Below are 22,212 nucleotides of genomic sequence, written 5' to 3' on the forward strand. Positions count from 1 at the left end.
ATCAATGGCCGCTGACGGCGTCAGCGAGATCGTTGCGCTGCCGCTTTTTGTAGCGTCTGGGAGGCATACGACACAGGACATACCATGCAAACTCGGAATACCGGAAGGATACGGGAGCTTTGTGTCGGCCAAGTATGGCAAAGACATCATGATCCATTACAATGAGCCTTTTGGCGATGACCCTGGCGTCACGCAGGTCCTGCTGGAGAAACTGAAGAAGATGGGCTGCTCCGAAAACACCGGGGTATTGCTTGTTGCACATGGCTCCCCGATGAAACATAACGCCGACCTTGTCAACATGACGTCCGACCGCCTGAAAGCATCCGGCGTCAGGAATGTGTTTGTCGGTTTCAACGAATATAATGAACCGACCATAGAGCATTCGTACGAGGAGATGATAGCATCTGGATTCGAAAGAGTGATCGTACTTCCTATGTTTCTCGCTTCCGGCGCTCATATCGGTGAGGAGATACCGGAGAAATTAGGCATACCTGCAGGCAGCAACGGGGGGATAGTGGAGAGAGGAGGCAGGAGCATTTCGGTTTCCTATGCCGAACCCCTTGGACTCAATCCGGACATGAATGATATCCTAGTCAAAAAGATCGAAAAAAGCAGCGCAACATGAACACCGCAACGAGAGATTTGAGGTAATTGCAAAGAGTTTCAGCTCGGATCCGAGAAGGACCTCTTTATTGCGGCTATCATGTCCTCAAACGTTGCCCTTTCAGGGATAATGTCCACTTTTATACCGAGAGACGTCAGCATATCGATCGTAGGTCTGCCTATCGCGGCAACCTTTACCTTACTAAGCATGTCTGCGGTTTTAATGGCCCTGCTCTCAGCGGCCTCTGCAAAGGACTGTGCGGAAAGGGGACTCGTGAAGGCGAACACATCTATCTTTCCCATATTTCCCGCATCCAGTATCTCTTTGAGATATCCTGGATCAGCGGGCTTCAGACTATAGGCGGCAAAATCTACGACCTCCGCACCCGCTGCGGCAAGGCCCTGATCAAGGACGCGCGAGCCGCGGTCCGATCTTATGAGTATCACTTTCTTCCCCTTTACGGATCCGCGCAGATGTCCGACTATGCCTTCTGAACTATACTCCTCCGGCATCGAATCCGTGGCCACTCCCAAATGCTCCAAAGCCTCTGCGGTTCCCGGCCCGATGGATACGACATGCGCACCTGCGACGGAATCTCTGAACAGCGGAGACCTTCCGCATTCCTCCGCAGCCGTTGCAGACGTAAATACGACGACATCACCGCGCCTTATCGTCCGGAGCAACTGTTCCGTATCCGAGATGCTGCGAGGCATTATCTCAAGAGACGGCGCCGCCATGACGGTGAACCCTTCTGACTCGGCCAAAGATATGGATTCCGACAGTCTCCTTTTAGGTCTTGTGAACGCTATGACCGTCAATGGATATCCCCCAAGATGTCCCTCTCCTTTACGACATCTCCGATAACTATTATCCCCGGCGCCTTCATTCTTTTCTCGATGATCAGAGAAGGCAGTTTGTTCAGCGAGGCTGTTTCGGCTCTCTGCCGCCCTTCCTCCCGTACTATAACAGCCGCAGGCGTTTCGGGATTCATTCCTCCTTCTATGAGCTCTTTGGATATGTACTCTGAATTGCCGATCCCCATGAGTATGACGATCGTCCCTTCTGTCGCTGCAACTTTCTTCCAATCCATCCTGTCGCTGTCGCGATCGGATCTTTCGTGACCCGTGGCGATGGTCACCATCGGGGCATGGTCCCTGTGCGTCAGAGGTATGCCGGCAAGTTCCGGCACGGAAATAGATGACGACACTCCCGGCACCACGTGCACCTCTGCTCCTGCTTTTATGAGTTCCGCGGCTTCCTCCGCCCCTCTTCCGAAGAGGAACGGATCTCCGCCTTTCAAACGGACGACCGTCTTACCCTCAGCGGCAAGCCTGACCAGAGTGTTGTTGATCTCGCTCTGGCTCATTTTGTGGTCGCCGCCTCGTTTGCCTGCGTCTATCAGTTCGGCGCTCCCGCATTCTTTCAGTATCTCGGCGTCTATGAGCGCATCGTACACGACGACATCCGCCTTCCTCAGAAGGTTCAGACCCCTTACTGTGATCAGATCCGTGTCGCCCGGCCCCGCTCCTACAAGATATACCTTGCCCTTCATTTTCCAATCCCCTTCAACTCCGAGGCGACCCTTTCCAGATCTGAGGCTGTATGATCCAAAGGTACCGTCGAATCGATCCTTCTGAGAACGGTTCCGTCAAAGAACACACCTTTTATCATCAGCCGGTCCCCTTCTCTTTTTGCGTTTATACCGATAGGCGATGAACAGATACCGCCCATAAGCCTCATGATGGAACGTTCCGCCTGGGTCTCGGCCCTTGTGTCGGCGTCGTCCGTCTTTCCCAAGATGTCGATGATATCACGATCGGACGACCTGCAGGCGACCGCTATCGCACCCTGCCCCGGCGCGGGTACGAAGTCATCAATGCCCAGGGTGTGCATCTCTCTTTTGATGCTGAGACGGTCAAGCCCTGCCTTTCCCAATATGATCGCGTCATATTCGCCTCTGTCAAGTTTACCGAGCCTGGTGTCTATGTTCCCTCTCAGTCCTTTGATCTCAAGGTCCGGACGCATGCTTTTCAAAATGACCGTCCTTCTGACCGACGATGACCCTACGACCGCACCGAACGGAAGTTCGTCGATACGCATGGGCAGGATGACATCTTCGCAGGAGGCCCTGGGGAGGACCGCTCCGATGATTATCTCCGTGTCCCTAAAGACGGGTACGTCTTTCATGGAGTTCACCGACACGTCTATCTCCTTTGCGACCAGGGCATTATCCAGCTCTCTTACGAATGCCCCGTATCCCCCTATGTCCTTCAGTTCGGACGTTTGGTCCGTGTCTCCGGCGGTCTTTATTTTTTTAATTGTCATCGTCTCATCGGTGTGTGCGACCGCCGTTTCGATGAATATGTCTGTCTGAGCTAACGCCAGCCTGCTGTCCCTGGTGCCGATGATCATGTTATGCACCTCATGTTCCTGTCGAATTCCTCCGACAGCTTTTTCAGTTCGGAACCGTGCTCTGTGGAAAGGAAATTGACCTCCAGTGCCGCAGGGGGCATGTATATCCCGGAATCAAGCATACGTCTGAACAGATCCGCATACGTCTTCCTGTCACAACCCTGCGCTTCGGTCCCGTTGTTCACCGAGTTCACACCGAAGAATACCTGGAACATCGATCCGACGGCATTCATCGCCGCAGGTATCTTGTTATCTTCCAAAGAATCTGATATGGCGGCCGTAAGCTCCGAACTCATCCTGTTCAGGGCCTTATATTTCTCCTTTGTCATCTTCTTCAATGTTGCCGTTCCCGCAGCGGCCGTCAGCGGGTTGCCGGAGAATGTGCCTGCCTGATATACCGGCCCGGCGGGGGCGAGGTTCTCCATGATCTCTCTGCGCCCTGCGAACGCACCTGCGGGAAGACCGCCGCCCATTATTTTCCCCATCGTACACAGGTCCGGCTTCACTTTATAAAATTCCTGCGCCCCGCCCCGTGCCAATCTGAATCCTGTTATGACCTCATCAAATATCAGAAGGACGCCTTCCTTCTTGGTCATCTTCCTGATATTCCTGAGATAGTCTTTTTGAGGCAGCACTACGCCTGCGTTCCCGAGGACCGGCTCCATTATGACGGCGGCGATGTCGTCCCTCTTTTCTAATATAGATTCCATCTGCTCCTCCGAGTTGTATTCGACCGTATATGTGCCTGAGGCTGTTCCGGAGAGTATTCCTTTCTTCAGCGTTCTCTGCGAACTGTCTGACAGCACGGCGTCGTGCGAACCGTGGAACCCTCCTTTCATCTTCACGATGCCTCGTTTGCCTGTGTATCCTCTCGCCAAACGTATGGCGTGCATGGTTGCCTCCGTGCCCGAATTCACCAAACGCACCATCTCTGCGCAGGGCACCCTCTCCGATATCTCGGAGATCAGCTCTTTCTCTTGGGGAGATGGCGCACCGAAGACGGTTCCTTTTTTGGCCTGCTGTTTGACCGCCGACACCACCGAGGGGTGGGAATGGCCCAGTATGAGGGGGCCGTATGCCATGCAAAGGTCGATATAGTCGTTACCGTCAACATCGGTCACGATGCATCCTTTACCTTTTTCAATGTACACCGGGCTGGGTTCAAAGGCTCTGACGGGGCTTGACACTCCTCCCGGCGTGAGTTTTTTCATCACCTGATGATTGCTGAATGATGTTTCCCTGTTCACCGTTTCAGCTCCTTCAGCGCATCTTCGGCGAAGTATGATATTATTATGTCGGCGCCGGCTCTTTTGATCGAAATGAGAGATTCCATCGCCGCCCTGCGTTCGTCTAACCATCCGTTCGCGGCCGCGGCCTTTATCATTGCGTATTCCCCCGATACCTGATAGGCCGCCACCGGAACGGAGAACTCGGCCCTTGCCTGTTTTATCACATCGAGATACGGCATCGCCGGTTTTACCATTATGATGTCGGCGCCTTCTTCGATATCCGTGCGCATCTCCGTCATTGCCTCCCTGGCGTTGGCCGGGTTCATTTGATAGGCCTCCCTTCCGCATCCCGACGGAACGGAATGCGCTATGTCCCTGAATGGGCCGTAGAACGAGCTGCAGAACTTTGCGCTGTATGCCATTATTGAAACGTCCTTATGGCCGGATCCGTCCAGAGCCTCCCTTATATTGGAGACCTGGCCGTCCATCATGCCGCTCGGGGCTACCATCTGCGCTCCCGCATGTGCGAGGGATTCCGCAATCTTTCTGTATTGGATCAGAGTCAGATCATTATCCACCTTTCCGCCGGAAAGTATCCCGCAGTGCCCGTGATCCGTATATTCACACATGCACAGGTCGGCAATGAGAAGCAGGTCGGAGGACGATCCCATTTTTCTTATAGCGTTTTGAACCACGCCATCCTCCGAATATGCGCCGGACCCATCTGGATCCTTGTGCTTAGGTATCCCGAAGAGCATGACCGCATTGATCCCCGATGAGTGAAGCCTTTCGGCGACCTTCGCCGCGTCGCTAAGCGGATATGTCGGAACTCCAGGCATAGAATCCGTATATTTCACGGAATCCAGAGTTTCATCGAAAAACAGCGGCAGCACAAGGTCATCCTTGTGCAGCCTTGTTTCTGTCAGCATCCTGCGGACACTTTCGTCAGAACGTCTGCGTCTCATTCTGTCTTTTGGGAACATCATTTCACCTCCAATCCGAAAAGGTACCTAGCTGCATCAATAACACTGTTTTCCCCGCTGAGAGAAGAGACCCTGAGGTTCTCATAGATCTCTGCGAGCATCTTCGATACGATCGCCCTCGACATGTCCTCGAACACCTCATCGATATCGGCCGAAACGGCCCTCGCTTTTGCTCTGGACAGCTCTTCTTCTCTTACAGCGGCCGCTTTCCTGCTTATTTCCCCGATAACGCGGTTAGCTTTCTCCTCCAGATATTCAGCGTCCATTTTGGCGATCTCGTCTTTCACTATGCGCTCCGCCTCGGATATCTCTGTTCTTCTTCTCATTATATTCTCGGCAGCCACCCCCTGGAGGCTGTCCATCGTCTCCAGCGATACGTTCGAGATATCGTTGACGGCATCATCCACGTTCTTCGGCACCGACACGTCCACAACAAGAAGCGGCCTCTCCCGTTCTCCGGCGGATGTTATCGTTTCCGGAGTGACGATTATGTGAGGGGCCGATGTGGCGACGAACAGGACATCGCTCTTTGACACGGCCGATATCAGGTATTCCCTGCTCAGGGCGGTACCGCCGACCTGAAGCGCCAGGTCCGAGGCCCTTTCAAATGTCCGGCCGGAGACTATCACCAATTGAACGCCCTTATCTGAAAGGCTTTTTCCTATGGCCGCCGCCATGCTGCCCGCACCGAAGATGGTGACGGTCTTACCCTCCAGCCCCCCTGTCCTCTGTTCGGCCAGATCCACGGCCGCACTCCCGACGGAAACGGAACCGGGATTGATCTGTGTCTCGTTCCTTACTCTCTTACCTATGGATAGTGCCCTGTCAAAGAGTTTAGAAAGATATTTGGATACGTGCCCTTCTTCTTTGGCCCGCACGTACGCCTCCCTGACCTGACCCTGAATGTGATTCTCCCCCACGATCAGAGAGTCGAGGCCGCACGACACTCTGAAGAGATGTCTTATCGACGCTTTTCCTTGGTTAATAAAAGGTATGCTCTGGTCTTTTGAACGCGGCACGGTGTTCCTTATGAATGACTCGAACTCCTTTTTTACCGGTTCGGCGTCATCCGTCCCGACGTATATTTCAAAGCGGTTGCATGTTTTCAGTATAACATATTCATTATAGGCCATGGTGTTCTGCAGATATTTGGTGATGTTGGACTCCATCATCTGCGCAACCTCGCTCATGGCTTCGATCCCCGCATCCGTATGCGTCACGTGGAGGCTTATGATCACTTCGGCGCCCCCAGCATTTTAGCTCTTTCCAGAGCGGACGCCGTGTCCCTTTCTCCGGCGAACCTGTTCACTTCAGGGTCGCGGGCGGCCTTTCTTAAATATTCTGAGCGTTCTGCCTGAGTCCCTTTTCCGGCGCACATCTTTCTCAGTTCAGATAAGATATCGAACATGACGTCGAATCTTTCGTCCAGAAAGGCGTCAAGTTCTTCGACCACATAAGGGGGGAAAGCGGGAAGCTTTCCTTCCGATGACACGGATACTGTGTATCTTTCTCTCTTCAGAACGGAAGGCATGACCACATTACCGCCGCCATGGGCGGAATTGACGTAAAGACCCTGACGGAGGGCTTCGTCTCTTACCTCGGAATTCAACGTCATATCGTCCGTCGCCGCTATGATAATATCAAATCCTTTCATCATATCGGATACTTCCGAGACCGTAGTCCTCTTTTTTATCAAAGAGCCGGCTATTTCTTCGATCCCTGGTACGGCGTCCTCTGCGACCACTGTGATATTCGCGCCTCTGAAGTGCGTACATTTCCGCAGAGCGACATTTCCGCCGCCCACCACGAGCACTTTAAGACCTTCTGGTGAGATTAACAAAGATATCATCTATATGGCGCCCCCTTTCTGCCTGAATCTGCGAGAATATGCTCTTTGAAACCAGTCTGCATGAATCTGCCCCGTACCATGCTTATCCTCTTGGATTATCCATCCAATGAACACTTCTCACTTATAAGAACATATTGGATTATTTATCCAGCGTGCCTGTCTGATGAAAAAATTGCTTACGTCTTAGTGCGTGAGCCGCGTGGGCAGAAGACCAACAATAACATATTAATTATTGGATGTATGTGCCAAGTTATTGCTATCACAGATTATGCGTTCCCGCCAGAACCTGAGTTGCGGCTTGCGCCTATATGTTAGCTGTAGCTGGAAAGATCCCCCGCATAAAAGTATTACATATACGCGCGGAGGTACACATACATTATCACTAACAGCACGCCCAGCATAACTAAACGTATGAGGATTCTGACGATTACCCTTTTTAGAAACGACATCCTATCCTCACTTGAATTAATTAACGCATATTAAAAACATCACAACGTTCCAGCGTTAGCATAGACCGGGGCGCCTCTTCGACCTTTTTGAAGGCGGTGGCCGGCAGTCTCTTTTCGTGATCTATGCATCCGTATGCGCCGCATTCCAACATGAATGCGGCCTGCGGCAGCGCGACGGATCTACTGGACCTGCGGATCGTCTTCGACCATGCGGCAGAGAACATATATGAAAGCTGAACCGTCAGTTGAACATCTGATCGTCGAGGTGCTCATTCTCAAAGTAATACTGCGACCTCTCCTTCTGCGCGCTGGAAACGTCTTTCGACATCCCTTTCATGTAGGAACCGTACCTTTCCCTGATCTGGTCCTCCACGGGCCTGGACCTCTTCCTTGCCTCTTTGATCAGATCGGCGGTTATCAGCGGCGCTTTTTCCATCACCGCGATGTCGCCCGCTGCTCTGATAAGGCCTCCGAGCTCTCTCAGCCTAAGTGTGAGCGAGTTGAGCTGGTTGTCGGACCTCGCGCGGGTCTTTCCCTCTGCGATGATCTCTTCCACCGCATCGATGGTAGCGTGAGGTATGCGGCCGTCCATCATCACTTCCTGAGCTACGAATTGAGCGTACTTTGCGCGGTTACGGGAGCTGTCAGGCATCGCTGTGTCCACCAGCACCTCATACCCGCCTCCTATTATCCTCGACCTAAGAGGGGAGAGGATGTTCTCCAGATCTTGGATGTTGCAAGCGGCCACCAGAATGAAATCGCAGGGTACATCGTCAACCTTGACGCTTGCGCCCGCCGACTGGGGATTGCGCCCTACAATGGGGAACTTCTTCTCCTGCATAGCGGTCAGAATGAACCGCTGCAGGTTCCCGAGATGGGATACCTCATCGATGAAAAGCACACCCTCATGGGCTTCATGGATGGACCCGGCGGTGACCCTCTCATACGAGGGGGTTCCGAGTTTTTCATGGCCTCCGTAAGGGTCGTGCCTGACATCGCCTAGCAGTTCGGTCTCGGACGCGCCGGTAGCAAGAACGAAAGGATTCCTGTTCAGTTTTACAAGCACCTTCTGGTTGGATTTCTTGTTCAGCTGATTCCTCTTGTGGAGGGCTTTGCCGTCAAGTCTCCTGATGTGGTCTCCCGCTCTCTCGAAGACCACCGTCTCCTCCGTCCCGTCGGACAGTATACGGGTGGTGTTCACCCTTTCCCTTCCGGTGACCACGCCCTGAGGCATTGCCGCTTCCAGCATTCCGCTGAGCAGGTCCCCGAAAGGGTTTGAGTTGGATCCCATCTCGATCTTGCTTTTGTTGCAGAAAGGACAGTTCACATCATACGGGAGCGAGTATTTCCCGCATGCTTTGCATATATAGCCCAGCCTCTCTGCGACGTTCTTGGGCGCCTGATCTGGTTCCAGGAGCTGGCCGACCGACTCGGCGCGAATATCGTCCTCATCATGCACCTGCCCTTCGTCAAGTATCTCAAGGAACGGCCTTTCGGGGTTCTCGGGATTCCTGACCACCCTTACCTCCTGCTTCGGTTTGGGGAGATTCATCGAGAGAGCCCTTGCTATCATGGACTTCCCGGTACCGGGCGGCCCCACGAGCATAAGGTGTCTGCGCTGTATGGCGGCGATCTTCGCCAGATGTATGGCCTCTTCCTGGCCGAGGACACGGTCCAGTGGATCAGAGGGGATGAGTATGTCCTCTGTGCTCTTTATCCCCTCGATGTCTTCCCATGATTCCGCCGCTCTTTTGCCTTTCATTTTATCTGCTCTCAGTATAGGTCTTCTTTGGTAAAGATTGTGGTCTCGGCAGGCATCTTTGTGATGTTGCCTTTGCGTGTCCCCACGATCGTCTTGATCCCTCTTTCGACGGAAACATCCAGTATCCTTTGTGAGATAACGCCGTCAAAGACTATCACGGCTATCCCTTCTGAATCTTCTTTGAGCGAGTTCACCAGGTTCTTCACCGCTATCTCTTTTATAACGGAGTTATCCTCCGAGAGGAGTTTGGCGTTGTGCGTGGATGACATATCCAGCAGCATATCTCTGAACGCTTCCTGTTCCGGGGACAGTGTCTTTGTGTTCCTGTCCTTCTTCCCGCGGAGTGTCCTCGCAGGTTTTCCGGCGTCGTCGTCATGTTGTTTTGATGGACGGCCCTTTTTCGGCTTTTCATCCTGATCCTCACGGTGGGCGGGAGGGGCTTCGGTCCACTGCGTGGTCTCTTTGCCTTTTCTAGGTTTTTCTTCCTCAGGCTCGTCGTGCTCGACTTCTTTGACCTCTTCGGCAGGCTCCTCTTCGGCAGGCTCCTCGACCTTCTTCTTGAACCTCTCGACATTTTCGCTATTGAACCTCTCGCGGCCTTTTCTCCCGTTGTCTTGATCGTCCTCGCGCAGTCTTTTCTTATCATTGCGGTCTCTTCTGTTCCTCTCGTCGCGGATCTTCCTTGACCTGTCTTCTTCCTCGGAGGAGGGAGAAGATGAAGCGGGAGGGGATAACGAAAGAGGAGGGGATAACGGAATGACGGAGGTCTCCTTCTCCTCCGCAGCAGCTACGGTGATGCCGTTCATCTCCATGTACTGGTCGCCGGGGATCTTGTTGCGCAGGCATTTAACCAGCTGTTTGGTCGAAAGCTCCTCAACCTCGTGCGCACGAGGTGCACGGGCCACGAAGTCTATCTCGGAGGTCTGGAAAAGTTCCCTGAGGATCAGCTCCCCTCCTCTGTCGCCGTCGACGAACGCCGTCGTGACCTTCTCTCTGGAGAGATCCTGCACCGTCTTAGGGATGTTGGTCCCTTCCACTGCGATAGCGTTCTTGATGCCTGCTTTCAGGAGGTTGAGGACATCCGATCTCCCTTCCACGATAATTATCGTTTCCGAATCCTTCACTCCTGGTCCGGCGGGACATTTGTCCTTTCCGTACGTGGTGATCTCCTCTACCTGTATGCTCTGCCTTATGCTCTGAGTAAGGTCCGCCGAGGACCCCTTTGATTGGCTTATCAGCTCATTCAAGAGTTCTTTTGCGCGCTCGACCACTTTCTCTCTCTTGATCACGCGGACGTCCTCTATTCCGAGAACTCTTATACCCGCTTTGCACGGCCCGACCCTGTCGATGGTCTCAAGGGATGACGCTATTATAACCGTCTCCACCTGGTCCAGGCTTGACGAGATGTATATTATCCCCTCCGACTTTCCGCCTTTGGAAACTATCTCTACCTCTATCCTCCCTATCCTGCCGGTCTTCTGAAGATCCCTCAGGTCAAGGTCCTCTCCCAAAAGCCCCTCTGTCTGTCCGAAGATCGCCCCGACGACGTCAGGTTTCTCGACGACGCCGTCTGCGGTGATCTTTGCTTTTATCATATATTTTGTTGTGTTTGGATCTATGTTCATTTGTAAACCCTCCATTGGGTCGGGAAAAACCATACTTCCTGCTCTGCTGTGCGCTCACACTCCGTTCTTTCCGCAATGGAGTGCTTTCTTTCCCATCCTATTACTGTCCCTTATGAGCCCGCAGGGCCGTTCCCTTGGGGCGCTTTGATGACCTATCGTCCTCGGACGATGTTTATCGTGATAGTGATTCAGTGAACAGGGAATTAGTGATTCCCATGAGCCGTGTATGTGTGTTTTTATATATAAAAGAGATTACGCGCTTTCTAATTACACAATCCGTGAAGAACCGAGACTCCTTTATCCGCAGCGTTCCTCAGATGTATTTCCTGTCATAGAGCAGCGCCGCGTTCAGGACGACCAGAACGGAACCTGCGTTATGAACCAATGCGCCCGTGACGGGGTTAAGGAGGGCGAACATGGAAAGTATGACCGCTACGGCGTTGATGGACATGGAAATTGCAATATTGAATCTGATCAGCCTGACCGTTGCGTTGGATAAGCGTTTCAGGTACGGGATCTTCGCTATGTCGTCGCCCATGAGCGCAATGTCGGCAGCTTCGATGGCTATGTCGCTGCCCATGCTCCCCATCGCTACTCCCACGTCCGCTGCTTTAAGGGCGGGAGCGTCATTCACTCCGTCGCCTATCATGCATACGCAGCGGCCTTCATCCTGCATCTTTTGTATCAGCTCTACCTTTTGGGCGGGGATCAATTCCGCATGAACGGCCTCTATGCCGACCTTTTCCGAAAAGTGGTTCGCTGCCTGCCTGTTATCGCCGGTCAGAAGAACGACCTCAGCATCCGCTTCTTTAATTTCCCTGACCATGTTCTCCGCAGTTTCCCGCAGCGTATCTGAGAGTGCGATGATGCCTATGCATCTGCCGTCCAGCGAAACAAGTATCGTTGCTTTCCCTTGACTGTGGAGCCGCTCCAGAGGGCCGGCGGCTGCGTCCGGATCGATGCCGTTCTCCCGCAGAAATGAAACGTTCCCGCAGAGAACGGCCCTGCCGTACATATCTGCGCTTATTCCCCTTCCGGGCATCATTTTGAAATTGTCTATGGGATGCATCCGTATCCCCTGCCTCTTCGCATGTGCTGCTACCGCCTTGCCGAGAGGGTGTTCCGAAAAGGCTTCGGCCGATGCGGCGACCGCTAACAATTCTTTACCGCTCACGGCTGTATCAAGCGGGACAGCATCGCTGACTACGAGACTGCCGTACGTGAGCGTTCCTGTTTTATCAAACGCGACGGTGTCCACCTTTCCCATGCGTTCCAGAGCGTCTCCGGATTTGATAACGACCCCATGTTTCGTAGCTTGTCCGACCGCCGCCATTATGGCTGCCGGCGTGGAAAGGACGAGGGCGCAGGGGCAGAATACGACCAGTATCGTTACTGATCTTGTGATATCCCCGGTGACGAAATATGTAGCGAGAGCTATCAAAGATACCAACGGGACCAGCCATGACGCCCATTTGTCGGCGATGCGCTGCATGGGCGCTTTGTTGTCCTCGGCCTCCCGGACCAAACGGATAAGCTTCTGAAGGGAGGAGTCCTCGCCTACTTTCATCGCTTTTATATCAACAGACCCAAACAGATTGACCGTTCCGCAGAACACCTCGTCGCCGACCCCTTTGTCAACGGGCAGGGATTCGCCAGTGATGATCGACTGATCGATCGAAGTATTGCCGAAGAGGATCCTGCCGTCCACCGGCACAGCCTCGCCGGGAAGGATTCGAAGAATGTCACCTTCTATGACGTCTTCGATCCGCACCATCTCTTCAAAACCTTCTCTGACAACGCGCCCGTTTTGCGGCGCCAGTCCGATAAGCTGTTTGATGCCTTTCTTTGCCCGTTCCACTGTTTTATCTTCCAGTATGGCGCCGATGGCCATTATGAACGCGACCTCTCCCGCCGCAAAGATCTCGCCGATGAAAACCGCGGCGGTCACTGCGATGGATATAAGTAACGCGGAAGATATCTTGCTGAGGCCATCGTTGTAAATGATCCGCCAAACGGCGAGATAGAAAAGCGGATACCCGCATACCGCGATCGTTACCCATGCCGGGTCGATCGGCAGGGATGTTTTTGTTAGTATGAGTGCCAGGCTGATTGCGAGGAATATCCCGGCCGCGATCGTCATCGGCAGACCGGAAAGGAACTCGAATATCTTCCTCGTAAGCGGGACTTTGATCTGTTCCTTCTTCGGATCTGGAATTGTTCCTTGCGGTATGCGGTTTACTTCTGTCAAGAGTTCACTGCCGTTCTTCTGTCTTTATATTCACGCCATGCAAGGCGACGTCCGACAGCTTATGTTGAAGGACGTGGCTGAGCGACGCATCGAGATAGAGTGTCGAATCTTTTCCGCCGATGACCTCCTCTATGCATCTTTCTATGGCATTGAACCTCAATTCCACTGCGATGTCTTTGCTTTCGGCGAATGAACGGGACATGCTCCCGTACACGCCTATGCGCCCGTGCGTCTCACCCTCATACCCGGGCCTCATTACGAAAAGCGTTCCGGGTTCTATGTTCTGACGTATGTTCATCAGAGTGGTCGTCATCGTTCTTCCGTATACGCTGTCCTTAACATTCTCTTTCATGAACTCATTTAGTTTGTGGATCATCGGGACCGAGAGCCCCGCCTTATCAAGCACATCCTTCATAGAGAACACCTCAAAGGGCGTTCCCTGTGCGAGTACCTCTCCGTCAAAAAGAACAATCACCAGGTCCGCCCACGAATATGCGGTTTCGATATCATGCGTAGATATTATGACCGTGGAACCGCTCATGTTGACCTCATCTGCTATCTCATAAAGGCGGTACACCATTTCAGGGTCCAGACCGGCGGTGGGTTCGTCCATTATCAATACCTTCGGGTACATCGCCAGCGCGCTGGCCACGGCCACTCTCTTCCTCTGGCCGAATGACAGATGGTGTATCGGCCTTGAACGCTCCTCTTCCATCCCCACCATTTTCAGAGCATCTTTAACCCTCTTACGGATCTCATCCAGAGGAAGATCGAGGTTGAAGGGGCCGAAGGCCACATCATCCTCGACTATCACGTTGAATATCTGATCGTCTGGATTCTGCGTTACGAACGTGACCTCTTTTCTAAGGCCAAGCAGTCCTTTCTTTGTGTGCTCGACCTTGTTCGAATTGTACTCCACCTCTCCCTCGGTCGGTTTCAGTATGCCATTGAAATGCATGAAAAGCGTGCTTTTACCGGCGCCGTTGGGCCCTATAAAAGCGACCTTGCATCCTGTCGGGATTTTGACGGACACATTCTTCAGGGCCTGTTTCCCGCCCTCATACCTATAGCTAAGGTTCTTTGTTTCAAGTATCGTTTCTTTCTCGTTATCCAATTAATAACACTCCTTCCTGCAGCGCGATAAAAAATATTACGGAGGCGCATACCAAGGCCGCGCAGAACGCTGTTGCCGCTTTGCTTTTTTTGTTGAAAGATGAAAGGGTTTGGAACTCCCCCCTGTAATTCCTGCATTGCAATGCGACCTGGCCTTTTTCAGCCGTATCCAGGGACCGCATGAAAACACCGACCGCCAGTCTTGCCGTGGTGTTCATGCTTCTCCTGTATCCTGAATAGCCAAACTTGCATTCAGCGGCAAGGTGCATGCTCTCCGCGGTCTCCATAAGGAGGAAAGTGTAGCGGTATATCAGAACGAGCAACTCCACGAAAACATCCGGGAACCGAAGTTTCCTCAATGCGTCGGCGAGGTGCGGAACCGGCGTGGAGACCGCGAAGGAGTACAGCAGAAGAAGCGCGGCGGTAGATCTTGCATACACCAGTGTGGCGAACGAAACGCCTGCGTCCGTGAAGTTGATCGTTATGCCTATTTTCACCGATGCGACCGACACCCCCGGTGTTACGATCGCAAAAATGACGGCGCTTATTATTATGAGTACCTGAGCATAGACAAAGAGTTTCATTAAAGTAACAGGCGGCCTTAGTCTGGAGCCGTAAAGGAATAGGGACAGCCCTATCACAAATGCGAAAACAGGCATCCATATTATTTTCGAAGCGATGTCCAGCACTAGCAGTGAAAGTATGAGAAAAAGTTTGGCCAGCGGAGACCAGCGAAGCATAGGGCTCCTGTACGCCGCCGTATCCACCGAATTGAACTCACTGCTGTGCTCTTCGCTCATGTGCTTTCCAGCGGCTCCTCGGCCTTTTCACGTTTTCTTTTTTGGAAGGCATGCACAATATACGCAAGTATCAGGATGCCGATCGCTGTTTGGATGAGGAATAGAATGGTCAGATGAGACTCGCTGAATTGTATAAAGTTCTCTATCCATGGCGTATAATCGGGATTAAGATCCAATATCGCATCCGCACCGGCATCGTCCGCACCCCCCACATCCCTGAAGAACGCAAAGAAATATGCAAGCAGTATCATGGCGGCGGAGACGGCGGCAAAGCAAACGAGCATAAGACGGGTCTTTGTCTTGTAAGTAAAGATACTGATCTTATCTTTTGTTTCATCGCTCAGTATGCCTCTGGACTGACGGACCGATGTGTCGAATCCTATGCCTTTGACAAGGTCGGGCCTGATGTCGGCGAGGTACTTGAAGAAGAACACGAATAGTGCTCCTTCCGCTATGGCGATGGGTATCTGTGTGGTCGCGAATATCCCGAAGAACGTGGCATACGTTTGAGCGAACGACGATATGTCCGCATGCGGAACTATCAGCGTGAGCTGTAACGCGGTCACAAGGTATGTTACTATGTCTGCGACAAAAGCGACCGAAAAAACCGTTATGACGGGGTTGACGTTCATTTTCCTGAGATATTTGAATAGGTAATATGCAGCAAACGGTCCGGCGATGCCCATCGAGAATACGTTAGCCCCCAGCGTCGTGAATCCGCCGTGAGCTAAGAATGTCCCCTGGAACAACAGAACTATAGTACATATGATCACAGTGATCCACGGTCCGGAAAGCATCACCGACAGCCCGGTGCCTGTGGGATGCGATGATGAGCCTGTGACGGAAGGTATTTTCAGTGAAGAAAGGATGACGACGAACGCCCCCGACAGTGCGAGCGACAGTTTCTTTTCGGGGTGTTCGGTCAGGAATTTTCTCAGCGCCCTTATCCCCCATATCCAGAACGGTATGGCGACCAGTGTCCAGAATATTGCCCAGGGAAGCGGCAGGAACCCCTCCATTATGTGCATTGTTCACACTCTCCTTTTCTTTTGGTTTTCTTTGGGTAATAATTGGACATATAATCCAATTTGTTAGATGGGTTTCTTCTTTTCATATTGCATTCTCCAAGCACTTTACCAGTCTTTGACCCCTCATCCATCCATAATATAAGGTGGATGTATACTCCAATGTAAACTATATCACGCTCTGTGATATTTAATCCTGCTGTATCTCTGGGTCCTTCTCGAGTTCGCGCAGAAAAGGTTTAGACCTTATGTCAGGTGTGCGGGTTTTAACAAAATATTATGGATTTGAGGTCATTATATTCTAAAAACGGATATAAAAACCATGTTTGAGATTGAAATAGCTAAGGTGATGCGGGAGCTGGCCCCCCTCACACCTTTTCAAGCCTTTTGAGCATCTTCACAGCGGCGTCCACCACATCCCTTCCCTTCTCGATACGGTCCATCGCCTGGAGCTGCGTCATATCCGGCCCTGTTATTCCGAATGCGACCGGCTTGCTGTATTCCAGCTGGAGATCCGCGACAAGTCTGGACGCCTGCGCGATGACCACTTCATCATGCTTCGTCTCCCCCTTTATGACCGCTCCGATGGTTATGACCGCATCGACGTCGGTCCTCTCAAGCAATGCTTTCACCGCCAGCGGTATCTCGTAGACGCCGGGGACCATTATGGTCTTTACTATCTCAACCCCGAGGAACTCCGCTTCGGATCTCGCCCTCTCTATCATCATGGATGTGATGTCGAAGTTGAACTCCGCCGCCACCATTCCTAATTTATATGCTTTCATTTTCTCACCTTTGTTTTACCGGACCTTCGTCCGCAAACCCCTGTCTCTGTCCTGTGCCTGCATTACGCCTCAGCCTGTCCGGTCTGAAAAGCAGATCGTAGACATTTACCGCATGTTCCCTGGTCCTGCTTTCGGCCAGGGAAGCTAATCCGCCGTCGTCTCCCGCCTCGTCTGCATGGACGAAGACCTCGATTATATGCGTATTGGTCATAAGCTGCGCCCTGATCAGCCCTGTGGAGGCCTCGTGGGCGCACATCTTGTCCTTTTCCTCGGGCCCCGGCATCCCCAGGGCCATGACTATATCGCATCCTTTCTTTTCGATCAGTATCTTACAGGCGACCGGCAGGTCCTTCACCCCGGGGACGGTGTACCTCTCTATCCTGAACCCGGTGCCTGTCCTTTCAAGCTCATTTATTGCTGCGGACGCCATGTCGAATCTCGCGAACGTAGTGTCCGCGACGCCGATCGTTTTCATGTTCCGTCCTCCAGTTTCCTTATCTTTTGGATTATCCTTCGGGTGGCTGTAAGGTCTTCCGCGTACTCGGCGGCCCTGGTCACTATGATGTGTCCCAGACCGTGCTCCTCAAGCCCCTTCCTCAGGCCATTCTCGTCGAACGTCTGGTCGAATCCCAGAACTATGATATCGGGAGATATTTTCCTTACCGTGTCGAAGATATCCCCTCCTTTTCCGATTATGGCTTCGTCCACGGGTTTGAGATTTTCGACTATCTTCGCCCTCATACCCTCAGGGGTGATCGGCTCGTGTTTATTCTTCCTCACGGTCTCGTCGCATGCGACCACAACGATCAGCTCGTCGCCGAGGGCTTTGGCCTGCTGCAGATAGGATATATGCCCGGTATGGATAATATCGAACACTCCGGATGCCATCACTCTTACCATTTCATTACACGTCCGTTCCTGTCTTTTCCAAGAACTTTTCCCATGCCTCCATTATCTGCCCCCCTGCGACGAACTGCATATTGTTCTTCTTGGAATACTCCATCACTTTTTCTTTGGATTTCGATCTTCCGTCGTCACCGAGCATCTCGCAGATGGTCGCCGATGGCCTTACTCCCGCCATATACATCAGCGCTGTGCATAGTTCCGTATGCCCGTGTCTTGTTCTTAGTAATTTCGAGGAAGTGTTCAGAAGGTGCACATGGCCTGGAGCCCTAAAATGTTCTCCGAGGTCCTTTATCCTCTCCTCTGCCGGCGCGTCCCTGAAGATCGTGTCCGCATACTCTTTTATTGTGAACGCACGGTCGCCGTCGGTTATGCCCGTGTATGTCTTCCTGTGGTTTATCGTGATGCCGAATGATGATTTCGTATTGTCATAGGGTATGTCGTTCGGCGCCATCCTGCCTAACAGGGGGTAAGCTTCTCTGTTGTTCCAAAAGACGTCCGAAAGAAATGGAAGCCCCAGCTCTTTTGCCGTTCTGTTAGGCGTCGTGGTGCATATCAGGCCGCCGGCGTCGTTCCTCATCATCTTCAACGCATCCGCAGTAACGAATTCCGATGCGATCGTCATATCCGTTTCCCTCTCGCGGTCATCGAAGTCGTAGACTAGAACCATCTTTCCTTTTCTGATGTCTCCAAGCACGCCGCTTAGGCCGTTGTCCGGAACAAAGTTATCCATGTTACGATGACCGAATGCGTTTCCACTACTAAACAATTTGTAAAAAATAATTATATGGTAGGAATTTTTTTCAGCAACTGAGTTGCCATTTATCTCCCTCTTTTCGGACAGAATGACATATGAATACCCGCTTATGCCACCAGAATGTAATGCGGCGGGGAGGGCATTCCTCGTAAGCGGAAACTTGGCCGAATGTCACCATAAAATATATCTGGATACATATTTTATGAAGATAACCTTTATCCATAACTCATCTATCAATTTTTTTGATGGGGGTTTTTACCTTTAAATCAATAACCATAAAGAAATGCGTATTATTTGCATTTGTTGCAACGGTAATGGCAACTGCCACACTGACTGTTTTTGTTTCGGATGAAAGCGTCGGCGACCCGGAATTGGAATGGGACACTTCACTTCAGGCTGGCGATCTCGCCGCACTCAAAGCGGCCGTATCAGCCGCCGCTGACGGCGACCCCGTATCCATAGAACTGACTGCGGACATCGCCTTTGCCGCGGCGGCGGACATGATCACCGTGCCGGCAAATAAGATCATCAGGTTCACAAGCGCGGACGTTCCGGGTGCGCCCTTCACCATCGACGCGACCGGGCTAAACCGCGCGATCAGTGTAGCTGCGGGCGGTACGCTTTACCTCAGCGATATAACGATCACCGGCGGGAATGTTACAGGTACGAATCAGGGCGGCGGCGTTTACAATGAAGGTACGCTTATACTGAATTCGGGCGCAACGGTCTCTGGGAACAAAGCGGCTCAATACGGCGGCGGCATATATAATTCAAACATACTCACAGTTGACACAGGAGCGGTGATCTTTGGTAACACGGCCAATTATGGCGGCGGTGTTGCCAACCGCACCGCCGCCGCTGTGTTCACAATGAACGGCGGGGAGATCTACAGGAACACAGCTTCTTACGGCGGCGGAGTGTATAACTACGGCGGAACGTTCACAATGAAAAGTGGGGATATTTTCGGGCACACGACCGCCATTTACGGCGGCGGCGTGTACAACACGGGCACTTTCAATATGTCCCAGGGCGACGTTCCCTCCACGATCTACGGCAACATGGCCAGTGAAGGCGGCGGCGTACACAACTGCGAGGCCAGTGCCGAATTCAATCTCTCAGGAGGAGCGATCTTAGGCAACGCCGCCTCCTATACCGGCGGAGGCGTGAACAACGAAGACCGCGCCAAAATCAACATGTCCGGGGGGACCATCTCCGGCAACACAGCCATATTGGGCGGCACATCGTCAGGCTTCGGCGGCGGCATATGCAACTGGAGGGGCGCCGTCGCGATGAGCGGGGGTGAGATCTCCTGGAACGAAGCCCGTTTCGGCGGAGGCGTGTTCAACTACCTCACCAACGTCTTCGACATGTCCGGCAACGCCCTCATATCCAATAACAAAGGGCTGCTGTACCAGTACAGCAGCGGCGGAGGCGTGTATAACTATGGCCTGTTCACCATGTACGACAATGCGGCCATCATAGACAATTCCGCGACGTGGGGAGGAGGTGTCTTCAACGAGTATAACACATTCACCATGGAAAGCGGCAAGATCGCGGGCAATTCCGGTGTCAGCGGCAACGGGGGAGGTATTTATGTCAACAACAGCGTCGATCCCTATTCCAATGTCAGGATCAATGGCGGCACCATATCGGGCAACACCACCTCGGCAAACGGAGGCGGCATCTGGATATCTCACGCCGACCTCAACAAGGTCAGCGTAGCGCCTGGAGTCATATTCTCGGATAACAGCGCGGCCACAGCATATTCCAGAAGTCCTGCGGATGATGGCCTCTATAGCTTTCAAATAGGCACTGACGGCGAAGGGGTCACTTGGACGGACCCGTTCACTCAAGGCTATAACAACTTCGACATCGGCTATATCGGCGTCAACAGGCTTGTGATCGTCACCTTTATGCAGAACCATTCTGACACGGATGATACCGTTTTCAAAAAGGCAACGGTCGGAATAAACACTGCCATCGGCGCGCAGATGCCTAATGACCCGGTCATGGCCGGTTATGAGTTCACAGAGTGGAATGCATTAAGGGACGGCAGCGGGATCATTTACACCGATCTGAACCCTGTGATCACCGCAGACACAGTTGTTTTTGCCCAGTGGGCACAATTGCCGCCTCCGCCTACACCGCCTACTCCGCCGACCACAGTGAGATACACCGTCACCTATGACGGTAACGGCAACACTTCCGGTACGGCTCCTGTAGATAATAACACATACTCAAGCGCCGAGTTCGTCGCCGTCCTCGGACAGGGCGATCTGGTAAAAGCAGATCATGCCTTCTTGGGCTGGGCGGCCAACAAGAACTCTGCCGTAGCCACACATTCTCCCGGCAGCAGTTTCCGCATCTATTACAACATTACTCTCTACACCGTATGGGAAAGGGACGATATGCACACGGTCACCTTCATTGACTGGGACGACACCGTGCTCAAAGCGGAGAAGGTACCCCACGGCGGTAGCGCCACCGCACCCGGCGAACCCTCACGCGAAGGCTATATCTTTGCCGGCTGGGACAAGCCGTTCGATCATATCACGTCAGATCTGGTCGTCAAGGCCCTGTATGAAGGGCATATAGGTTCGCCCCAAGAACAGGGAAAGGGAGAATGGGCCTTACTGAACCTGATACTGGCTTTGATCGGTATTTTCGTTGCCGTCGTTGCCGCTGTTTATAAAATAAAGAGAAAAGGGGAAAGAAAAGGCATACACAACGAGGCCGCACTGTTCACGGAGCGCAGTTTCGCTTGGATCTTCGTTGCGGTGATAGCCGCTATCGCAGGCATAGTGTTCTTCTTCGTCACGGAGGACATGAGGCTTCCCATGACCTTTGTTGACAAGTGGACCGTCATCAGCATCCTGATCTTCATCGCTGTGATCACCGCCGCGGCGGCGGCCCTCTGGAGCGGAGGCCACAGGGTCTTCAGGCAGAACTCCTCTATAGAAGGTAAGGGCAGAGCAAAAAGCGGGTCGCCGTACTCCTTCACAGTGAAGGGAGGATACGCCGGGGCGGTGTCCTACCGCATCGGGGAGGAAGGGCAATGGAAGCTCGCATTCCCCGACGGAAACGGCACGTACACCTTACCTGGCGAAGAGGTGTCGGACGCCGTCTACCTGGAAAATCACCCCTGAAAAAACCATTTTTCGAGCTGCCGCGCAGGCCGTAAGGACCGGGACGAAGGCCTGCCGGAAGCTCGGCGTGACTATGGCATGACGTAAGCAGGGCGGTCGGACCGGCCGCCACCTGCGGATAGAGCTATTGACACGAAAACCCCCTTTCTTCGCAGCCGCCATACGGTATGTGAGCACAAACGAAATGCTGCCGCAGGACATCTATATAATATAGTCTGGCACATACTCTATTACGGTTACTTTTATACGTCTCATGATCGTTGATTGTCAGGGGTAACTTATGATTCCGTTACTTCCGCATACACTCAGAACACGGCAGTGACGCTGGGCGCCGGCGCGAGCATGATCAACTTAGGGGGGCTTCGGTCATAAGGATGACCGGTGGGATTCTGAGTATGGAGGGTTCATTATCTTCTATAGAAGGTATTATGACATCCGCGCCAAAGGATCCTTGACGAAACAGGTAAGGAAAGAGCGCACAGGAAATCGGCCTACTACTTCTCGACGGAAGGCGGATATTCC

At 52.7% G+C, this 22,212-nt stretch carries 19 protein-coding genes; 2 read left to right on the forward strand and 17 right to left on the reverse strand.

Features of this window, described 5'->3' with window-relative positions:
- The coding region (locus FWG96_07170; protein ID MCL2033026.1) for a sirohydrochlorin cobaltochelatase at positions 1-625 on the forward strand (625 nt) is incomplete at its 5' end.
- A 38-nt stretch (positions 626-663) separates the two neighbouring features.
- Here FWG96_07170 and FWG96_07175 read toward each other — a convergent pair.
- The 17 genes from FWG96_07175 to ribB all read right to left on the reverse strand — a co-directional run bounded on the left by FWG96_07175 (position 664) and on the right by ribB (position 18,520).
- The gene (locus tag FWG96_07175) at positions 664-1,422 is read right to left on the reverse strand and encodes a uroporphyrinogen-III synthase (protein ID MCL2033027.1); all 759 of its coding nucleotides are present in this window, start codon (positions 1,420-1,422) and stop codon (positions 664-666) included.
- Positions 1,419-2,156, reverse strand: coding sequence for a uroporphyrinogen-III C-methyltransferase (gene cobA / locus FWG96_07180; protein MCL2033028.1), 738 nt, complete (start codon positions 2,154-2,156; stop codon positions 1,419-1,421). Before cobA ends, FWG96_07175 begins: the two co-directional genes overlap by 4 nt.
- Entirely contained in the window at positions 2,153-3,016 is an 864-nt protein-coding gene (hemC, locus tag FWG96_07185; GenBank protein MCL2033029.1) for a hydroxymethylbilane synthase, read from the reverse strand. Before hemC ends, cobA begins: the two co-directional genes overlap by 4 nt.
- Positions 3,013-4,263 (reverse strand): glutamate-1-semialdehyde 2,1-aminomutase, encoded by a 1,251-nt coding sequence (locus FWG96_07190; GenBank protein ID MCL2033030.1) that lies wholly within the window; start codon positions 4,261-4,263, stop codon positions 3,013-3,015. The genes hemC and FWG96_07190 overlap by 4 nt, the downstream gene beginning before the upstream one ends.
- Positions 4,260-5,228, reverse strand: coding sequence for a porphobilinogen synthase (hemB, locus tag FWG96_07195; protein MCL2033031.1), 969 nt, complete (start codon positions 5,226-5,228; stop codon positions 4,260-4,262). Before hemB ends, FWG96_07190 begins: the two co-directional genes overlap by 4 nt.
- Positions 5,228-6,466, reverse strand: a complete 1,239-nt coding sequence (hemA, locus tag FWG96_07200; protein ID MCL2033032.1) for a glutamyl-tRNA reductase — start codon at positions 6,464-6,466, stop codon at positions 5,228-5,230. The genes hemB and hemA overlap by 1 nt, the downstream gene beginning before the upstream one ends.
- Entirely contained in the window at positions 6,463-7,077 is a 615-nt protein-coding gene (locus tag FWG96_07205; GenBank protein MCL2033033.1) for a hypothetical protein, read from the reverse strand. The genes hemA and FWG96_07205 overlap by 4 nt, the downstream gene beginning before the upstream one ends.
- 690 nt (positions 7,078-7,767) lie before the next feature.
- Positions 7,768-9,288 carry an ATP-binding protein gene (locus FWG96_07210; GenBank protein MCL2033034.1) on the reverse strand — a complete coding sequence of 507 codons (1,521 nt, stop codon included), beginning with the start codon at positions 9,286-9,288 and terminating at the stop codon, positions 7,768-7,770.
- Between the two features lie 11 nt (positions 9,289-9,299).
- Positions 9,300-10,913, reverse strand: coding sequence for a DNA primase DnaG (dnaG, locus tag FWG96_07215; GenBank protein ID MCL2033035.1), 1,614 nt, complete (start codon positions 10,911-10,913; stop codon positions 9,300-9,302).
- Between the two features lie 313 nt (positions 10,914-11,226).
- Positions 11,227-13,161, reverse strand: a complete 1,935-nt coding sequence (locus tag FWG96_07220) for a cation-translocating P-type ATPase (GenBank protein MCL2033036.1) — start codon at positions 13,159-13,161, stop codon at positions 11,227-11,229.
- 4 nt (positions 13,162-13,165) lie between these two features.
- Entirely contained in the window at positions 13,166-14,275 is a 1,110-nt protein-coding gene (locus tag FWG96_07225) for an ATP-binding cassette domain-containing protein (GenBank protein ID MCL2033037.1), read from the reverse strand.
- Positions 14,268-15,074, reverse strand: coding sequence for a cobalt ECF transporter T component CbiQ (gene cbiQ, locus FWG96_07230; protein ID MCL2033038.1), 807 nt, complete (start codon positions 15,072-15,074; stop codon positions 14,268-14,270). Before cbiQ ends, FWG96_07225 begins: the two co-directional genes overlap by 8 nt.
- Entirely contained in the window at positions 15,071-16,102 is a 1,032-nt protein-coding gene (locus FWG96_07235; GenBank protein MCL2033039.1) for an energy-coupling factor ABC transporter permease, read from the reverse strand. Before FWG96_07235 ends, cbiQ begins: the two co-directional genes overlap by 4 nt.
- A 365-nt stretch (positions 16,103-16,467) precedes the next feature.
- A complete protein-coding gene (ribH, locus tag FWG96_07240) occupies positions 16,468-16,884 on the reverse strand; it encodes a 6,7-dimethyl-8-ribityllumazine synthase (protein MCL2033040.1) in 417 nt (138 codons plus the stop codon).
- Positions 16,885-16,888: 4 nt separating this feature from the next.
- Positions 16,889-17,359, reverse strand: a complete 471-nt coding sequence (gene ribC / locus FWG96_07245) for a riboflavin synthase (protein MCL2033041.1) — start codon at positions 17,357-17,359, stop codon at positions 16,889-16,891.
- On the reverse strand, positions 17,356-17,784 hold the full coding sequence (locus FWG96_07250) for an adenylyltransferase/cytidyltransferase family protein (protein ID MCL2033042.1): 429 nt from the start codon (positions 17,782-17,784) through the stop codon (positions 17,356-17,358). Before FWG96_07250 ends, ribC begins: the two co-directional genes overlap by 4 nt.
- Positions 17,785-17,788: 4 nt before the next feature.
- The gene (gene ribB / locus FWG96_07255; GenBank protein MCL2033043.1) at positions 17,789-18,520 is read right to left on the reverse strand and encodes a 3,4-dihydroxy-2-butanone-4-phosphate synthase; all 732 of its coding nucleotides are present in this window, start codon (positions 18,518-18,520) and stop codon (positions 17,789-17,791) included.
- Between the two features lie 338 nt (positions 18,521-18,858).
- Between ribB and FWG96_07260 the strand changes: the two genes are divergently transcribed.
- A complete protein-coding gene (locus tag FWG96_07260; protein MCL2033044.1) occupies positions 18,859-21,690 on the forward strand; it encodes an InlB B-repeat-containing protein in 2,832 nt (943 codons plus the stop codon).
- Positions 21,691-22,212: the final 522 nt, after the last annotated feature.

Source organism: Candidatus Methanoplasma cognatum, assembly GCA_009777615.1.
Classification (GTDB): Archaea; Thermoplasmatota; Thermoplasmata; order Methanomassiliicoccales; family Methanomethylophilaceae; genus Methanoplasma; species Methanoplasma cognatum.